This is a genomic window from Cellulomonas sp. Root137 (assembly GCF_001426725.1).
GTDB lineage: Bacteria > Actinomycetota > Actinomycetes > Actinomycetales > Cellulomonadaceae > Cellulomonas.
Window position 1 is genome coordinate 426114 of the sequence record NZ_LMFG01000004.1, and the last position, 15316, is coordinate 441429.

General features: G+C 72.5%; 11 protein-coding genes and 1 pseudogene. 9 read left to right on the top strand and 3 right to left on the bottom strand.

Features of this window, described 5'->3' with window-relative positions; all coding sequences use genetic code 11:
• The first annotated feature begins 22 nt into the window (after positions 1–22).
• Genes ASD18_RS19495 through ASD18_RS19510 form a run of 4 tightly spaced genes read left to right on the top strand, consistent with a single transcriptional unit; the run spans position 23 to position 3664 of the window.
• Complete coding sequence (locus ASD18_RS19495; protein WP_056096346.1) at positions 23–670, top strand: TetR/AcrR family transcriptional regulator; 648 nt, start codon at positions 23–25, stop codon at positions 668–670.
• The gene (locus ASD18_RS20880; RefSeq protein WP_082574299.1) at positions 667–2007 is read left to right on the top strand and encodes a YndJ family transporter; all 1341 of its coding nucleotides are present in this window, start codon (positions 667–669) and stop codon (positions 2005–2007) included. The genes ASD18_RS19495 and ASD18_RS20880 overlap by 4 nt, the downstream gene beginning before the upstream one ends.
• Positions 2004–2483: a hypothetical protein gene (locus ASD18_RS19505; protein WP_056096349.1), complete on the top strand. Its 480-nt coding sequence runs from the start codon at positions 2004–2006 to the stop codon at positions 2481–2483. Before ASD18_RS20880 ends, ASD18_RS19505 begins: the two co-directional genes overlap by 4 nt.
• Positions 2462–3664 carry an N-acetylglucosamine-6-phosphate deacetylase gene (locus tag ASD18_RS19510; protein ID WP_056096352.1) on the top strand — a complete coding sequence of 401 codons (1203 nt, stop codon included), beginning with the start codon at positions 2462–2464 and terminating at the stop codon, positions 3662–3664. Before ASD18_RS19505 ends, ASD18_RS19510 begins: the two co-directional genes overlap by 22 nt.
• Here the strand turns inward: ASD18_RS19510 and ASD18_RS19515 are convergent.
• Complete coding sequence (locus ASD18_RS19515) at positions 3661–4122, bottom strand: nitroreductase/quinone reductase family protein (protein WP_056096355.1); 462 nt, start codon at positions 4120–4122, stop codon at positions 3661–3663. The genes ASD18_RS19510 and ASD18_RS19515 overlap by 4 nt on opposite strands.
• A 19-nt stretch (positions 4123–4141) precedes the next feature.
• Positions 4142–6892: a glycoside hydrolase family 3 C-terminal domain-containing protein gene (locus ASD18_RS19520; protein WP_056096358.1), complete on the bottom strand. Its 2751-nt coding sequence runs from the start codon at positions 6890–6892 to the stop codon at positions 4142–4144.
• A 249-nt stretch (positions 6893–7141) separates the two neighbouring features.
• Between ASD18_RS19520 and ASD18_RS19525 the strand changes: the two genes are divergently transcribed.
• The 4 genes and pseudogenes from ASD18_RS19525 to ASD18_RS19540 all read left to right on the top strand — a co-directional run.
• Positions 7142–8800: an extracellular solute-binding protein gene (locus ASD18_RS19525; protein WP_056096361.1), complete on the top strand. Its 1659-nt coding sequence runs from the start codon at positions 7142–7144 to the stop codon at positions 8798–8800.
• Complete coding sequence (locus ASD18_RS19530; protein WP_056096364.1) at positions 8800–9804, top strand: sugar ABC transporter permease; 1005 nt, start codon at positions 8800–8802, stop codon at positions 9802–9804. The genes ASD18_RS19525 and ASD18_RS19530 overlap by 1 nt, the downstream gene beginning before the upstream one ends.
• Positions 9801–10751, top strand: a complete 951-nt coding sequence (locus tag ASD18_RS19535) for a carbohydrate ABC transporter permease (RefSeq protein WP_056096366.1) — start codon at positions 9801–9803, stop codon at positions 10749–10751. The genes ASD18_RS19530 and ASD18_RS19535 overlap by 4 nt, the downstream gene beginning before the upstream one ends.
• A 1-nt stretch (position 10752) precedes the next feature.
• Positions 10753–12699, top strand: a pseudogene (locus tag ASD18_RS19540) (beta-galactosidase); the annotation flags it as partial.
• A gap of 9 nt (positions 12700–12708) precedes the next feature.
• Here ASD18_RS19540 and ASD18_RS20885 read toward each other — a convergent pair.
• Positions 12709–13713: a LacI family DNA-binding transcriptional regulator gene (locus ASD18_RS20885; RefSeq protein ID WP_082574325.1), complete on the bottom strand. Its 1005-nt coding sequence runs from the start codon at positions 13711–13713 to the stop codon at positions 12709–12711.
• Between the two features lie 247 nt (positions 13714–13960).
• Here ASD18_RS20885 and ASD18_RS19545 point away from each other — a divergent pair, with 247 nt between their 5' ends.
• Positions 13961–15283, top strand: a complete 1323-nt coding sequence (locus ASD18_RS19545) for an ABC transporter substrate-binding protein (protein ID WP_056096369.1) — start codon at positions 13961–13963, stop codon at positions 15281–15283.
• The last annotated feature ends 33 nt before the right edge of the window (positions 15284–15316 follow it).

Here is a 15316-nt window from a genome sequence, read left to right on the forward strand (position 1 = left end):
TTGAACGTGTTCAAATCGTCGCATGAGCGACGACACCAAGGCACTGGTCCGGTCCACGGCCCTGCGGCTGTTCCGCGAACGGGGGTACGCGGCCACGACGATGAGGGCGATCGCGCAGGAGGCCGGGGTGGCCACCGGCAACGCGTACTACCACTTCGCGTCCAAGGACCACCTGGTGCAGGAGCTGTACCTGGACGTGAACCGCGAGCAGACCGTGTCCGCCCGCGCGGTCCTGGCGCAGGGCGGAGACCTGGCGACCCGGCTGCGCGGGGTGCTGCTGGCCGGCGTCGACGCGTTCGAGGGCTATCACGCGTTCGGCGGCGAGTTCATCACGGTCGCCATCCGCCCTGGTTCGGCGGCGAGCCCCTTCTCGGCGGAGTCGAGCGAGTCCCGCCAGATGAGCCAGGCGATCTTCCGTGACCTCGTGGACGGTGCGACGCCTGCGGTGCCCAGCGTCCTGCGCGACGAGCTCCCGGAGCTGCTGTGGCTGGCCCAGCTGGGGGTCACCCTGTTCTGGGTCTACGACGGCTCGCCGGGCCAGCGGCGGACGCGGACGCTGGTCGAGGGGATCGCGCCGCTGATCGGCCGGCTCGTGCGCCTGTCGCGGCTGCCGGTGCTGCGCGGCGCGGCCGACGACGTCCTCGCGCTGGTGCGGGCGGTGCGGGCATGAGCGAGCTGGCGCCGGCCGCGGCGGACGCTGTCCGCGTGGTCGTCGGGCTCGGCACCGTGGTCGTCCTGCCCCTCGGCCTGCGCCTGCTGGGCGACCGGGCGGTCCCGCGCTCGGCGTCGCCGCTCTGGCCGCTGGTCGGCCTGCTGGCGGCCGTAAGCGTCTGGCTGCCGGTGGGTCCCGCCGCGGCTGCGCTCGCCCTCCCCTTCGCCGCGGCCTCGGTCGTGCTCGCCGGCTGCGTGCTGCGGGTGCGTCTCCTGTCCACCGCGGTCGCGCTGGCGACGCCGCTGGTCGGGGCGCTGGCGCTCGTCGTGGAGCGGGCGGGCTGGGGCCTGCTCGGGTTCTCCGGCGACTACCTCGCCCTCACGGTGCCGCACATGCTGTTCGCCGGGTTCGGCGCGTGCCTGGTGGTCGGTCTCGTGGCGCACGCGACGGCCGGCCGTCTGACGCGGGTCTCCGCGACGGCGGCACCCGCCGGCGTGCTCCTCGTCCTCGTCGGCTACGTCGTCTCGGATGCCGCCGAGCTCGTCGGCGCCGCGGTGCTCACCCTCGGGCTCTGGTGCGCCGCGGCGGCGACGGTGGGGCTCACCGGTTCCCGCTCGACCCGCGTCCTGCTGCGGGTGGGGGCAGCGACGATCGTCGCCTCGATGCTGCTCGCCCTGTGGTGGGCGCTCGGGGAGGCGACCGGGATCGCGCACCCGAGCCTGTCGTGGATGGCCGCGACGCACGGGGTGGCCAATGCGCTCGGCTTCGTCCTCTGCACGCTGCTCGGCCTCCGGCTCCGAGGGCCGATCCCGGAGCCGACCGGGCTGACGTACCCCGGGGTCGGTGCGACCCAGGGTGGTCCGCTGCCCGCGGGCTACCGACACCTGCGCATCCGGCACCTGCTCGGTCCCGGTTCGCGCCCCGACGACCTCGCCCGGGTCGGGGACGCGCTGCTCCGCTGGCGGGTGCACGCGGCCGCGGGCATCGAGCTGCTCCACGACGCCGACGCGGCGGCGCCGGGTGTGCGGGTCGCCAGCCGGCTCGGCATCGGGCCGGTCCGCCTGCACGAGCCGTGCGAGGTGGTCTGGGTGGAGCGCACGGCCGACCGCGTCGGCTTCGGCTACGGCACCGTGTCCGGGCACCTGTTCCGCGGCGAGGAGGCGTTCACCGTCGAGCGCGACGCGGCGGGCGACCTCTGGTTCGTCGTGACCGCGTACTCCGTCCCCGACCTCTGGTGGGTCCGCGCAGTCGGCCCGCTCACCGTCGTCGGCCAGCGCGCCTACCTGCGACTCCTCGCCCGGGGCGCCCGCCGGGTGCTCGCCGCGGACCGGCGCGCCGTCGGGAGCGTGGCATGAGCGTCCGTGGAGCGCGCGCGATCGCGGCGCTGTGCCTGCGCTGCCTGGCGGTCCTGTCGGTGGTGAACGGTGCGGCCCTCACCGTCTTCCTCCTCGCGCAGGAGGCGGACTCGTCATGGGCGGCCCAGGTGCCCGCGAGCATCTACTACCTCGGGGTGGCCCTGATCGTGGCCGCCGTGCTGATCGGGCTGGCCGGCTTCCCGGCGGGCGTGCTGACCGCGCGTCTGCTGGACCGGACGACCCGCGAGTGGGTGCATGTCGCGGTCTTCGCCCTGGTCGGTGCGCTCCTGTCGGTCACCCTGTGCGCGAGCTTCGGCCTCCTGAGGGCGAGCGGCTGGACCGTGCTCGTCGCCGCGGCGGAGGGGGCGATCGGGGCCGGCGTGGCCCGGTGGTGGAGCGGGCGGGTGCAGGCCCGGCAGACGCGATGGACGGATGAGGAGGGCGCGGCCCTCCCATGGGGAAGGATGACCCCGTGAGCATCGAGACCCCCCTGGTCCTGCGCGGTCGGCTCGTCCTCCCCCGGGGGGTCCTCGACGACGGTGCCGTGGTCGTCGACGACGCGACGATCGTCTGGGTCGGCCCGGCCGAGCGGCTGCCGCGCGGCTGGGTGCTGCCCGCGGTCAGCGACGCGACGATCCTGCCGGGGCTGGTGGACCTGCACTGCCACGGGGGTGGCGGTGCCAGCTTCCCCGACGCGGTCGATGCCGCGGACGCCCAGCGCGCGGTCGACGAGCACCGCCGGCACGGCACCACCAGCCTGGTCGCGTCGCTGGTCACAGCCGCGCCCGAGGTCCTGCTGGCGCAGACCGCTCTGCTCGCGGACCTGGCGGACGCCGGCGAGATCGTCGGCATCCACCTCGAGGGCCCGTTCCTGTCCGCGGACCGCTGCGGCGCGCAGAACCCCGCCGACATGCTCGCGGGAGACCCTGACCTGGTCCGCGCCATCGCCGGCTCGGCGCGGGGGCACCTCGCGACGATGACGGTGGCGCCGGAGGTGCCGGGCGCGGACGCGGTGCTCGAGGCCCTGGTCGACGTCGGCGCGGTGCCGTCGATCGGGCACACGGACGCCTCCGCGGAGCAGGTCGACGAGGCCGTCGACCGCGCGTTCGACCTGCTCGCCGCGACGTCCAACCGGCGCCTCACGGCCACCCACCTGTTCAACGGCATGCGCCCGCTGCACCATCGCGACCCGGGCCCGATCGCGGCGTGCCTGGCCGCGGCCGCCCGCGGGGAGCTGGTGGTCGAGCTGATCGCCGACGGCACCCACCTGGCCGACGGCACGGTCCGGTCGGTCTTCGACCTGGTGGGCGCGGGCTCGATCGCCCTGGTGACGGATGCCATGGCCGCCGCGGGCATGCCCGACGGCGAGTACCGGCTGGGACCGATGGCCGTGCGCGTGGCCGACGGGGTGGCCCGGATCGCCGACGAGACGGGCGCGATCGCCGGGGGAGTGGCGCACCTGCTCGACGTCGTGCGCAGGGTGGTCGCCGCCGGGATCCCCCTGGAGGACGCCGTGCTCGCCGCGGCCACCGTGCCGGCGGACGTCCTGGGCCGGCGCGACCTCGGCGCGCTGGCCGCGGGGCGTCGCGCCGACCTCGTCGTGACCGACGACGACCTGGTCCCTGTCCGCGTGATGCGCGGGGGCGCCTGGGTCTAGCGGGGTTCGAGCACGACCACCGGCGTCGTCGTCGTCCGCGTGGCGGCCCAGGCGTCGAGCTTAGGGTCGACCGCCGACCAGATCGACCAGAGCCGCTCACGTTCCTGGCCGACCGCGGTGCGGGCGCGTACCGGCTGCGGCTGCCGGCCGTCCAGCCGGACCACGGCGTCCGGGTGGGCCTCGAGGTTGAGCCACCACGCGGGGTGTCCCTCGATCCAGCCGTTCATCGCGAGCGCGACGAGGTTCGGACCGTCCTCCAGGTAGCCGAGGATGACGCTGCGCTCCTGCCCGGAGGTCCGGCCGGTCGTCGTCAGGCGCAGGGCGCCCCAGCCGCGCTTGTTGGACGTCGTCCACAGGAACCGCCCGCCGCTGAGGCGGTAGAGGCCTCGGTGCACACGCCAGGCGACCCGGATGAACCACGCAGGGGGGAGCCACGGAGCACGTTCCGGGGTCGTCATCGCCCCACCGTAGCGGCCGCTACGCGCGGCCCCGCAGCGAGGTCAGCCGCACCGCACCGACCAGGACGAGACGCAGGTCGTCGACTCCCACCGCCGACACAGGGACCTCCAGCGACGACCAGTCGTACCGGTCGCTGGCGGGGACGTCCAGCTGACCGAGCGGCCGCCACGACCGTCCGTCGCGCACCTCGACCCGCACGGAACCGCCCCCGGCGACGGTCAGCTCGAGGTGACCGACGCCGTCGAGGTCGACGTCCCGGAACACGACGTGGCCGGACCGCCGGCCACGCGTGACCTCCAGGGCGTCGCCGGCCTCGCGGGTGCGCTCCGCGAACGTCACGTCCTGGCGGTCGTCGTGGTCCATGGCCCGGATCTCCGTGCCGAGGAGGCGTCGCGGCGGGACGGGTTCGCCGTCGAGGTCGAACCCGACGGCGAGCGGCAGGTCGGCGGACGAAGGGCCCGCGTGCAGCTCGTACCGGCCGGGCTCGACGACGAACCGGCCGCGGGTCACGTCCCAGACTGCGAACGCGTCCGCGGGCACGTCCAGCTCCACGACCGTGACCTGCCCGGGCTCCAGCCGGACCCTGCGGTGCGCGATCAACCGGCGCTGCGGCACGCGCAGCCGGTGCTCGGGTGCGGCGCCGTAGAGCTGCACGAGCTCGTCGACCGCCCGGTCACCGGTGTTCCGCACGGTCACCCGGGCGGAGCCGGGGGCCGCCTCGATCGCCTCGTACGCCACCGACGTGTAGCTGAGCCCGTGCCCGAACGCCCACCGGGCAGGTCGGGGTGCGTACCAGTGCGTGAGGCCCGCGCCGATCACGTCGTAGTCGAGCAGGTCGCCGGCGTCCTCCTCGGACTCGGGCCACGCCTGCGCGAGTCTGCCGTTCGGTTCCGCCGCGCCGGTGAGCACGTCGGACACGCCGTGACCGAGCTCCTGCCCACCGTGGGACGTCCAGACGACCGCCGCGGCGTCGTCGCCGAGCGAGCCGAGCACGTACGGGTACGACGAGACGACCACGAGCACGGTCGCGGGGTTGGCCTCGAGCACCGCCCGGGCGAGCTCCGCCTGCGACTCCGGCAGGCGCAGGTGGGGGCGGTCCTCGGTCTCGCGGCCCAGCAGGTGCGGGTCGTTGCCGACGGCGAGCACGACGACGTCGGCGTCGGCCGCCGCTGCTGCTGCCGCCGCGGTGCCTGAGCGCACGGTGCGCAGAGTGAAGCGCTCGGCCGTCGCGGCCGAGGGGGCGTCCGCCACGAGCACGCCGCCGTCGTGCTGCACGACGACCCACCGGCCGGAGCCCGCGTGCTGCAGCGACACCGAGCCGTCGTCCTGCCGGTGCGCGCGGAAGCTCTCCTGTGCCACCCACCCGTGCACGCTCTCCGCGTCGGCGCGCAGGATCCAGCCACCGCCGGTCCAGAGCAGCCCGGTGCCGGCGGCGCGCAGCGTGAGCACACCCTCGCCCCAGTCGATGACGTCGTGGTGGGCCGCGACGGCGGACGTCGCCGTGAGGATCCCGTCGGCGCCCGCGTCGACGTAGCCGCCGGTGGTGCGCGACCGCAGCGCGACCGTGTCCGCGCCGGTGACCGTGCTGGCCGGGGCCAGGGCGTCGGCGATCGAGACCCGGTACGGCGGTGTCCCCGAGTACCAGTCGGCGAGCACCTGGTCGGCGTGCGGGCCGACGACAGCCACCCGGGCGCCCGGGCGCAGGGGGAGGACGCCGTCGTTCTCCAGGACGACGACCGCGCGCGTGGCCGCCTCACGGGCGAGGGCGCGGCTGGCGGGCAGGTCGAGCTCGTCCGCGGTGGTCGACGCCCACGGATCGAGGTCGGGGTCGAGCTCGCCCGTGGCCAGTCGGAGCTCGAGCTGGCGCAGGGCGGCGCGGTCGATGTCGGCCTGGTCGAGCAGACCCCGCTCGAGCGCGGCGGTCAGGTGCGCGACTGTCCGTGAGGAGTCGGCGTCGTGGTCGGTGAACGAGTCCACGCCGGCCCGGACGGCGGCGGCGGCGGCCTCGACGTGGTCGTCGTAGTAGCGCTCGCCGGTCACGAGGTTGGTGGGCGCCCCGGCGTCGGACACGACGAGCAGCGAGGCCTGCGTCCATCCGCGCAGCTCGTCCAGGAGCTCGCGCGCCACGTGGTTGGGGCGGCCGTTGACCAGGTTGTACGACGGCATCACGGCGCCGACGACCCCGGCCTCGACGGGGCCGCGGAACGCGGGGAGCTCGTACTCGTGCAGCACCCGGGGGGACAGCTGGGCGCTGGTCACGCTCCGGTCAGTCTCGTTCCCGTACGCGACGAGGTGCTTGAGCGTGGGCACGGTCCGCCAGTACGTGGGGTGGTCGCCGCGCAGGCCGCGGGCGTACGCAGTGGCGAGGTACGCGGTCAGGTGCGGGTCCTCGGAGAACCCCTCCTCATTGCGTCCCCAGCGGGGGTGCCGCAGCGGGTTGACGACCGGCGCCCACACGTTGAGCGAGACGGTCGGGTCGGCTGCGTGCTTGGCGCGGACCTCGGTGCCGACGACGGCCCCGACGCGCTCCAGCAGCTCGGCGTCCCACGTGGCGGCCAGGCCGACGGGCTGGGGGAACATCGTCGCCGTCCCGAGCCATGCCACCCCGTGCAGCCCCTCGGTCCCGGTGCGGAACGCGCCGAGGCCGACCCGGGGGACGGGGGCCGCGTGCTGGTGGAGCAGAGCGAGCCGCTCCGTCGGCGTGAGCTGGTCGAGCAGCTGCTGGGCGCGTGCCGCGAAGGGCCGGGTGGGGGGTGTCGGCTCGGGCACGGGATCCTCGTCGTCGAGTGGGGTGGGTCGGTGTCGCTGAAACGTTTAACTCGGAGAATGTCGAACCGATTCGATGATGGTTCGACCGGGGTCGAGCGGGCATCGTGCGGCATTCATGGTGCTTGACGGCCCTGTTTGCCGCAAGTGCCGCCTTCCGGCCAGGGGCCTTGCCACTGCTCGGACATGCCCATAGAGTCACGCCGTCGAACCGCTTCGACGCGATCTCCACAAGGAAGTGAAGGGACGCAGATGAATGCCACGCCTACTTTCGGGCGGCTCGGAGACCACGCGGTCGACCGCCGCCGGTTCCTGGGCCTGATCGCGACGGGCGCGGCCGTCGTCGGGATCCCCGGGTTGCTGACCTCGTGCACCACCGCCCCGGCGCCGTCGTCCACCGCGGGCGCCGCCGCTGCCGGCGACGTGATCCCCAAGTACATCCCGATCACGTACATCGACCCGGACTACCCGAGCGTCAACGGCTCGGTCCCGGGCTTCGAGTCGATCCCGGCCGAGCTGGTGCAGTCCGTGACGTCCGTCCCCGGCTCCGGCTTGACGATCACCGCGATGACTCCGCTGTGGGGCACCATCCCGCCCACCAAGGGCAACAAGTACTACGAGGCCGTGAACGAGATGCTCGGCTCGGACATCCAGTTCCAGATCACCGACGGCAACGTCTACGGCGACAAGCTTGCCACCGTGCTGGCGTCGGCCAAGGACGTGCCGGACTGGGTCTGCGTCCCCACCTGGAACCTGCCGCCGCGCTTCGGCTCCGAGATCGTCGAGAACGTCTTCCAAGACCTCACGCCGTTCCTCGCGGGCGACAAGGTGACGCCGTACCCGAACCTGGCCAACATCTCCTCGGACGCGTGGAAGTTCTGCGTGTTCAACGGCAAGCTCTACGGCCTGCCGTTCCCCGGCGAGGTCATCACCGACGCGATCTTCTACCGTCGGGACGTCCTCGAGGGCCTCGGCATCACGCCCGACGTCAAGAACGGCCAGGACCTCATCGACCTGGCCGTCGAGCTCACCGGCGGCAGCGTCTGGGGCGCCGAGGACCTGTGGAACTCGGCCGCGATCATCCACTCGGTCCCGCCGAAGTGGAAGCTCGACGGCGACACGCTCGTGCACCGCGTGGAGACCGACGAGTACCGGGCCGCCCTGGAGTGGAACGCGGCCCTGTTCGCGAGCGGAGCGGTCCACCCGGACGCCGTCGCCGACCAGTCGGGCGAGGCCAAGGCGCGGTTCCAGTCCGGCAAGTCGCTGATCGCCAACGACGGCGTCGGCGGCTGGCACGAGGCCCTGCGCGACAACCTGGCCGCCAACCCGTCCTACTGGCAGCAGCCGTTCGACCCGTTCGAGGCCGGTGGCGGCACGCCGGTGCTCTGGAAGGGCAACCCGGCGAACATCTTCTCCTTCATCAAGAAGACGGACGACGAGGCCAAGATCACGGAGCTCCTCGCGATCGCCAACGTGCTCGCGGCGCCCTACGGCACCACCGAGTACGACACGATCAACAACGGCGTCGAGGGCGTGCACTACACCCGTGGCGGCGACGGCCTGCCGGTGCCCACCGAGCTGGCCGCCACCGAACTGCAGCCGACGTACATCTTCCTGGTCGACCCGCCGATCTCCGAGTCCCACGTGCAGTACCCGGGCTACGTGAAGGCGGCCTCGGAGTGGAAGGCGAACGCGGCGCAGTACGCGACCGACCCGCTGTTCTACGCGCAGCAGATCGTGGAGCCGCAGCAGTACGCGTCCATCGGTCAGCCGTTCGTCGACCTGGAGAAGGACATCTCGCGCGGGCGCAAGGGGATGGACGACCTCGACGAGGCCGTCGAGACGTGGAAGAGCTCCGGCGGCGAGGAGCTGCGGGCGTTCTACCAGGACATCCTGGACCAGCAGAGCTGATGGCCTTGCCCGAGCTGGTCCGGCGCCGCCCTCCCACGACTCCTCCCGAGTCCGGGAAGGCGGCGCCGCCGGCGCCCGTCCCCACCCGCAAGATCGGGTGGCGCGTGCGCCTCAAGCGCGACCGGTCGCTGCTGCTCATGGTGACGCCGGCGATCCTCCTGCTCGCGGTGTTCGCCTACGTCCCGATGCTGGGCAACGTCATCGCGTGGCAGCAGTACTCGCCGTACACGGGGTTCCTGCACAGCCCATACGTGGGCTGGGTCAACTTCGAGCGCGTGTTCACCAACCCGCTGTTCGTCACGGCGGTCGAGAACACGCTGCTCATCACGGCGTTCCAGCTGGTGTTCTTCTTCCCGATCCCGATCCTGCTGGCGCTCCTGCTCAACAGCGTCGTCACGCCGCGGATCCGCACGACCATCCAGTCGATCGTCTACCTGCCGCACTTCTTCTCGTGGGTGCTGGTGGTGACCCTGTTCCAGCAGATCTTCGGCGGCGCCGGGCTGATCAACCAGACGCTGCGGGACCACGGCCTGGGCAACGGGTTCGACATGATGACCAACCCCGACACGTTCCTGGTCCTGATCACCATGCAGTCGGTGTGGAAGGACGCGGGCTGGGGGATCATCATCTTCCTCGCCGCGCTGAGCACGGTGCCGCCCGAGCAGTACGAGGCGGCCGCGGTGGACGGAGCCAACCGGTGGCGGCGCATGTGGCACATCTCGTTGCCCGCGCTGCGGCCCGTCATCATCCTGCTGCTCATCCTGCGGCTCGGTGACGCGCTGACCGTCGGGTTCGAGCAGCTGATCCTGCAGCGCGGCGCCGTGGGTGCGGACGTCGCCGAGGTCATCGACACCTACGTCTACTACCAGGGTGTCGTGTACGGGGACTGGAGCTTCGCCGCCGCGGCGGGGCTGGTCAAGGGCGTCGTCAGCCTCGCGCTCGTGCTGGGTGCGAACAAGCTGGCGCACGTGTTCGGTGAGTCGGGGGTGTACAAGCGCGCATGAGTACCCAGACAACGCAGACCTCTGCACCGGTCCTGCGGCGCCAGCGCCGCTCGAAGCACCGCCCCGCGTGGGAGGGGCGACCTTCGGTCGGGGGCCAGGCGCTCAAGGTCATCGTGCTCGCGTGCGTCGTCCTGGCCGTCGTCTTCCCGCTGTACACGGTCATCCTCACCAGCCTGTCGACGCAGGCCGAGACGATCCGCGTCGGTGGCCTGGTGACCGTGCCGGGCGAGCTGACGATCAACGCCTACACGCAGATCCTCAACGGCGGCATCGTCACGCGCGCCGCCCTGGTGAGCACGTTCGTCACCCTGGTCGGCACCATCCTGAGCACCACCGTGTCCGTGATGGGCGCGTACGGGCTGTCGCGGCCGGGCTCGTTCGCCCACCGGCCGATCCTGTTCGTCTTCCTCATCACCATGTTCTTCGGCGCGGGGCTCATCCCCACGTACCTGCTGGTCAGCTCGCTCGGGCTCATCGACAGCTACTGGGCGCTGATCCTGCCGGGAGCCGTGTCGGCGTTCAACGTGCTCATCCTGCGCAACTTCTTCATGGGCATCGACATCTCGATCCTCGACGCCGCCCGCATCGACGGGGCCGGTGACTGGCGCATCCTGGGCCGGATCGTCCTGCCGATGTCGCGCGCGGTCGTCGCCGTCGTCGCCCTGTTCTACGGGGTCGGCTACTGGAACGCGTTCTTCAACGCGATCCTCTACATCAACGACAACGCCAAGTGGCCGCTGCAGCTGGTCCTGCGCTCGTACGTGCTGCAGGGCGTGACGCTCCCGGGCAGCGGGGTCGGGCAGGTGGACGTCGCGACCGGCGCGGTGACCGGGCTGCCCATCAAGATGGCGGTGATGGTGCTGGCGATCGTGCCGATCCTCGTCATCTACCCGTTCGTGCAGCGACACTTCACCAAGGGCGTGATCTTCGGCGCGATCAAGGGGTGACGTGACGTCTTTCGAGGCGCTGACAGGCGAGCGCGGGATCCTGTACGGGGGCGACTACAACCCGGAGCAGTGGACCCCCGAGGTGTGGCGCGAGGACGTGGCGCTCATGCGCGAGGCCGGCGTGAACCTGGTGACGGTCGGCGTGTTCTCGTGGGCGGTGCTCGAGCCGAGCCCGGGCGACTTCCGGTGGGACTGGCTCGACGAGGTGCTCGACCTGCTGCACGCCGGCGGGATCGCGGTGGACCTGGCCACGCCGTCGGCGTCCTCTCCACCGTGGCTGGCCCGCCTGGACCCCAGCACGTCGGCCGTGGACGCGGCGGGCGTGCGGATGAGTGTCGGCTCCCGAAACCACTTCTGCCCGGGCTCCGAGGTGTACCGCGAGCGAGTGGGTGTGTTCGTCTCGGCGCTCGTCGCGCGGTACGCCGACCACCCCGCGGTGGCCCTGTGGCACGTGGGCAACGAGTTCGGGCAGGCGTGCTTCTGCGACCTGTGCGCGGACCGGTTCCGCACGTGGCTGGCCGCCCGGTACGGCGACCTCGACGCGCTCAACCGCGCGTGGGGCACAGCCTTCTGGAGCCAGCGGTATGCCGACTGGGAGGAGATCGTGCCGCCGAGGGCCGCGCCGTACGTGCACAACCCGACGCAGCTGCTCGACTTCCGGCGGTTCACCTCCGACCAGCTTCGGGATGTCTACCGCCTGCAGGCCTCCGTGATCCGGGCCTCCTCGACCGCTCCCGTGACGACGAACGCGATGGGCTTCTTCCCGCTCGTCGACCAGTTCTCCTGGGCCGAGGACCTCGATGTCGTCGCCGACGACCACTACGCCGACCCGGCGGATCCTGCGGCCGCCGCGCGCGCGGCGCTCACGCACGACCTCACGCGCGGGGTCGGCGGCGGGCGGCCGTGGGCGCTGCTCGAGCAGGCGGCGGGCGCGGTCAGCTGGCGCCCGCACAACCTGCCCAAGCCGGCCGGCGGGATGCTCCGGGACTCGCTGCGGGCGGTGGCGCACGGCGCGGACGCGGTCTGCTACTTCCAGTGGCGCGCCTCGGCGTCGGGCTCCGAGCGCTTCCACTCCGCGATGCTCCCGCACGCCGGCCCGGACACCGACCTGCACCGGGACGTCCGGGAGCAGGGTCGGCTGCTGGCGCGGCTCCGCTCGGTGGTCGGCACCCGGGTCGACGCCCGCGTCGCGCTCGTCTTCGACTGGCCGTCCCTGTGGGCCGGCGAGGCCGACTCGCTGCCGAGCTCGCTGCTGACCGTGCCCGATCAGCTGGCCGCCTACCACGAGCCGTTCTGGCGGGCGGGGATCGCCACCGACGTGGTCCCGCCCGGCGCGGACCTGGACCGCTACGACCTGGTGGTCGTCCCGCTGCTGCACCTGGTGTCCGACGCCGACGCCGCCAACCTGGCCCGCGTGGCCGAGCGCGGCGGGGTGCTGCTGGTCGGACCGTTCAGCGGGATCGCCGACGAGGACCAGCGGATCCGCCAGGGTCGGTTCCCCGTGCCGTGGGCCGACGTGCTGGGGGTGTCGGGCGAGGAGCACCGACCGCTCCCGGCCGACGGGGTGCCGGTGGACTCCGCGCGCTACGGCACGTTCACGGCGACGGCCTGGTCCGAGCACCTGACCTCCGGCGCCGCCGAGGTGCTGGCCACCTACCGGGGTGCGGGCCTGACCGGCCGGCCCGCCGTGCTCCGGAACGGCACCGCCTGGTACGTCTCGACGGTTCCGCCCGCCGACGTGCTGCGCGCGATCGTCGCCGACTGCCTCGCGGCGGCGGGCATCGCACCGGCCCTGCCGGCGATCCCCGACGGGGTCGAGGTCGCGCCCCGCGGCGGGCTGCTGTTCGTCCTCAACCACGGCGGCACCGAGGCCGTGCTGCCCGGCGACGGCGTCGACCTGCTGACGGGTTCGCCGGTCGTGGGTCGGCTGCGCGTCCCGCCCGGGGGTGCTGCGGTGCTAGCGGCGCGGGGGAGCGGTGCTGGTCCGCGTGGTCAGGACGGGCGCGAGGAGGCGGGTCTCGGCGGGCTGCTCCCCGGTGAGCCGGCCGATCGCCATGTCGACCGCGACGCTGCCGATGGTGTGGGCGGGGATGTCGACGGAGGTCAGCGGCTGGGTCTGGCCGAGGGCCACGTCCTCGGGGCAGACGGCCACGACGGAGATGTCGCCGGGCACGTCCTTGCCGCGCGAGCGGAGCGTCTCGAGCACCGCAGGCAGGGCGACCTCGTTGTGCACGACGAGCGCGGTGACGTCGGGCAGCGCGGCGAGCACCGCGTCGACCGCCTCGACGGCGCCGCTGTGCGACGACTCGCAGGTCTCGAACACGGCGTCCAGGCCGAGCCGGGTGGCCTCCTGCGTGAAGCCGCGCACGAGGCGTGCCGCGTACGTGGTGCGCCGGCTGAGCACCGCCCGCGGGGAGCCGATGAGCGCCACCTGCCGGTGCCCGAGACCGGCCAGGTGGTCGACGGCCACCCGTCCGACCGCCTCGAAGTCCAGGTCGACGCAGGAGAACCCGGTGGCGTCGCGCGGCAGTCCGATGAGCACGGCCGGCTGCTTCTGGCGCCGCAGGATCGGCAGCCGGGGGTCCTCGGCCTCGACGTCCATCATCAGCACGGCGTCGACCATGGAGCCGGCCGCGACGCGCTCGATCCCGTCGTGGTCGTCCTGGGTGAGCAGGAGGACGTCGTGCTTGTAGGACTGGGCGCGCGTGACGACCCCGGTGACGAACTGCATGATCACGCCGACGTTCACGTCCACGCGCAGGGGCGCCATGAGCGCGAGCACCTGGGTGCGCTGAGAGGCGAGCGCGCGGGCGCCGGCGTGCGGCCGGTAGTCGAGCTCGCGGACCGCGCGCTCGACGCGGGCGCGGGTCTCGGCCGAGATGGGTCGCTTGCCCGACAGCGCGTAGGACACGGTCGAGACGGAGACGCCGGCGGCTCGGGCGACGTCGTCGATCGTGCTCACCGCGGTGCTCCTCCAAGTCGTCGAGCCCCGGGGTCCGGGTGCCGGGAGTCACCCTAGCGGGCCTGTGCAGACCCACCGGGCGATTGTCGCCTGGGCGGGGAGGCCCATGGCGAAGCGCTTCGACAATAGCGTCCGAACTCTGCCCGGGAAAGGCTGTTGGACAGGATGAGAATGGCGGGCTAATCTATCGAAGCGCTTCGACGATCGGGTACCCCGCCCGACCATCCACTCGATGAGGAGAACCCGGATGAGGATCAGCACACGGCGATGGGCGGCTGTCGGAACCGCCGCCCTCCTTGCCCCGCTCGCACTGGCGGCCTGCAGCAGCAGCGGCGGTGACAGCGGCGGCGGAGACGGTGACGCGGACACCAAGACGCTCACGATCTGGCACTACGAGAACGACGAGTCCGCGATGGGCCAGGCGTGGGCCAAGGCCATCGAGATCTTCGAAGAGGAGAACCCCGACGTCACCGTCGAGGTCGAGAAGCAGACCTTCGAGCAGATCCAGAAGAACGCCAAGATCGTGCTCACCGGCGACGACGTCCCGGACGTCATGGAGTACAACAAGGGCAACGCGACCGCGGGGCAGCTGGCCTCGCAGGGCCTGCTCACGCCGCTGACCGACGCCGCGAAGGAGAAGGGCTGGGACACCGCGCTCAGCGGCTCCATCGCGACGACCGCCCAGTACGACGAGGACGGGCTCATGGGCTCGGGCGAGTGGTACGGCGTGCCCAACTACGGCGAGTTCGTGGGCGTCTACCTCAACAAGGACATGTTCGCCCAGTACGGCATCGAGGTGCCGACGACGTTCGACGACTTCGAGGCCGCCCTGGCGACCTTCAAGGAGAACGGCGTCACGCCGCTCGCCGAGGCCGGCGCGGAGTACCCCCTCGGGCAGCTCTGGTACGAGCTGGTGCTGCACTACGGCGACCGCGCGCTGGTCGATGACTACCAGCTGTTCGCCAACGACGTCGACTGGCACGGCGAGGCGATGACCCAGGCGACCGAGAAGCTCGACGAGTGGGTCAAGAACGGCTACATCGCTTCCGACTCGGCCGGCCTGACCGCCGAGGACATGGGCGTGTCGTTCATCGACGGCACCTACCCGATCATGGTCTCGGGCTCGTGGTGGTTCGGCCGCCTGCAGTCGGAGATCCAGTTCGACTGGGCGCAGACGCTGTTCCCCGAGAACACGCTGCACCCCGGCTCGTCCGGCAACCTCTGGGTCGTCCCGACGAACGCGGACTCGAAGTCGCTGGCCGAGGAGTTCATCGACATCACGCTGCGCCCCGAGGTGCAGGACGTGCTCGGCCAGGCAGGCGGCCTGCCGGTCGCGGGCGACCCGTCGACCATCACGGACCCGAAGACGGCGGAGCTCACGCAGAACTTCGCCGACATCCTCGGTGACGACGGCCTGGCGTACTACCCCGACTGGCCGGTCGCAGGCTTCTACGACGTGATCGTCAGCCAGCTGCAGTCGCTGGTCAACCAGTCCAAGTCGCCCGACGAGGTCCTCACCGGCCTCGAGGACGCCTACGTGTCCGGCAAGCAGGACCTGCTCGGCGAGTGACCCCGCCGCGCCCGGGCGGGAGCTGCCCGCAGT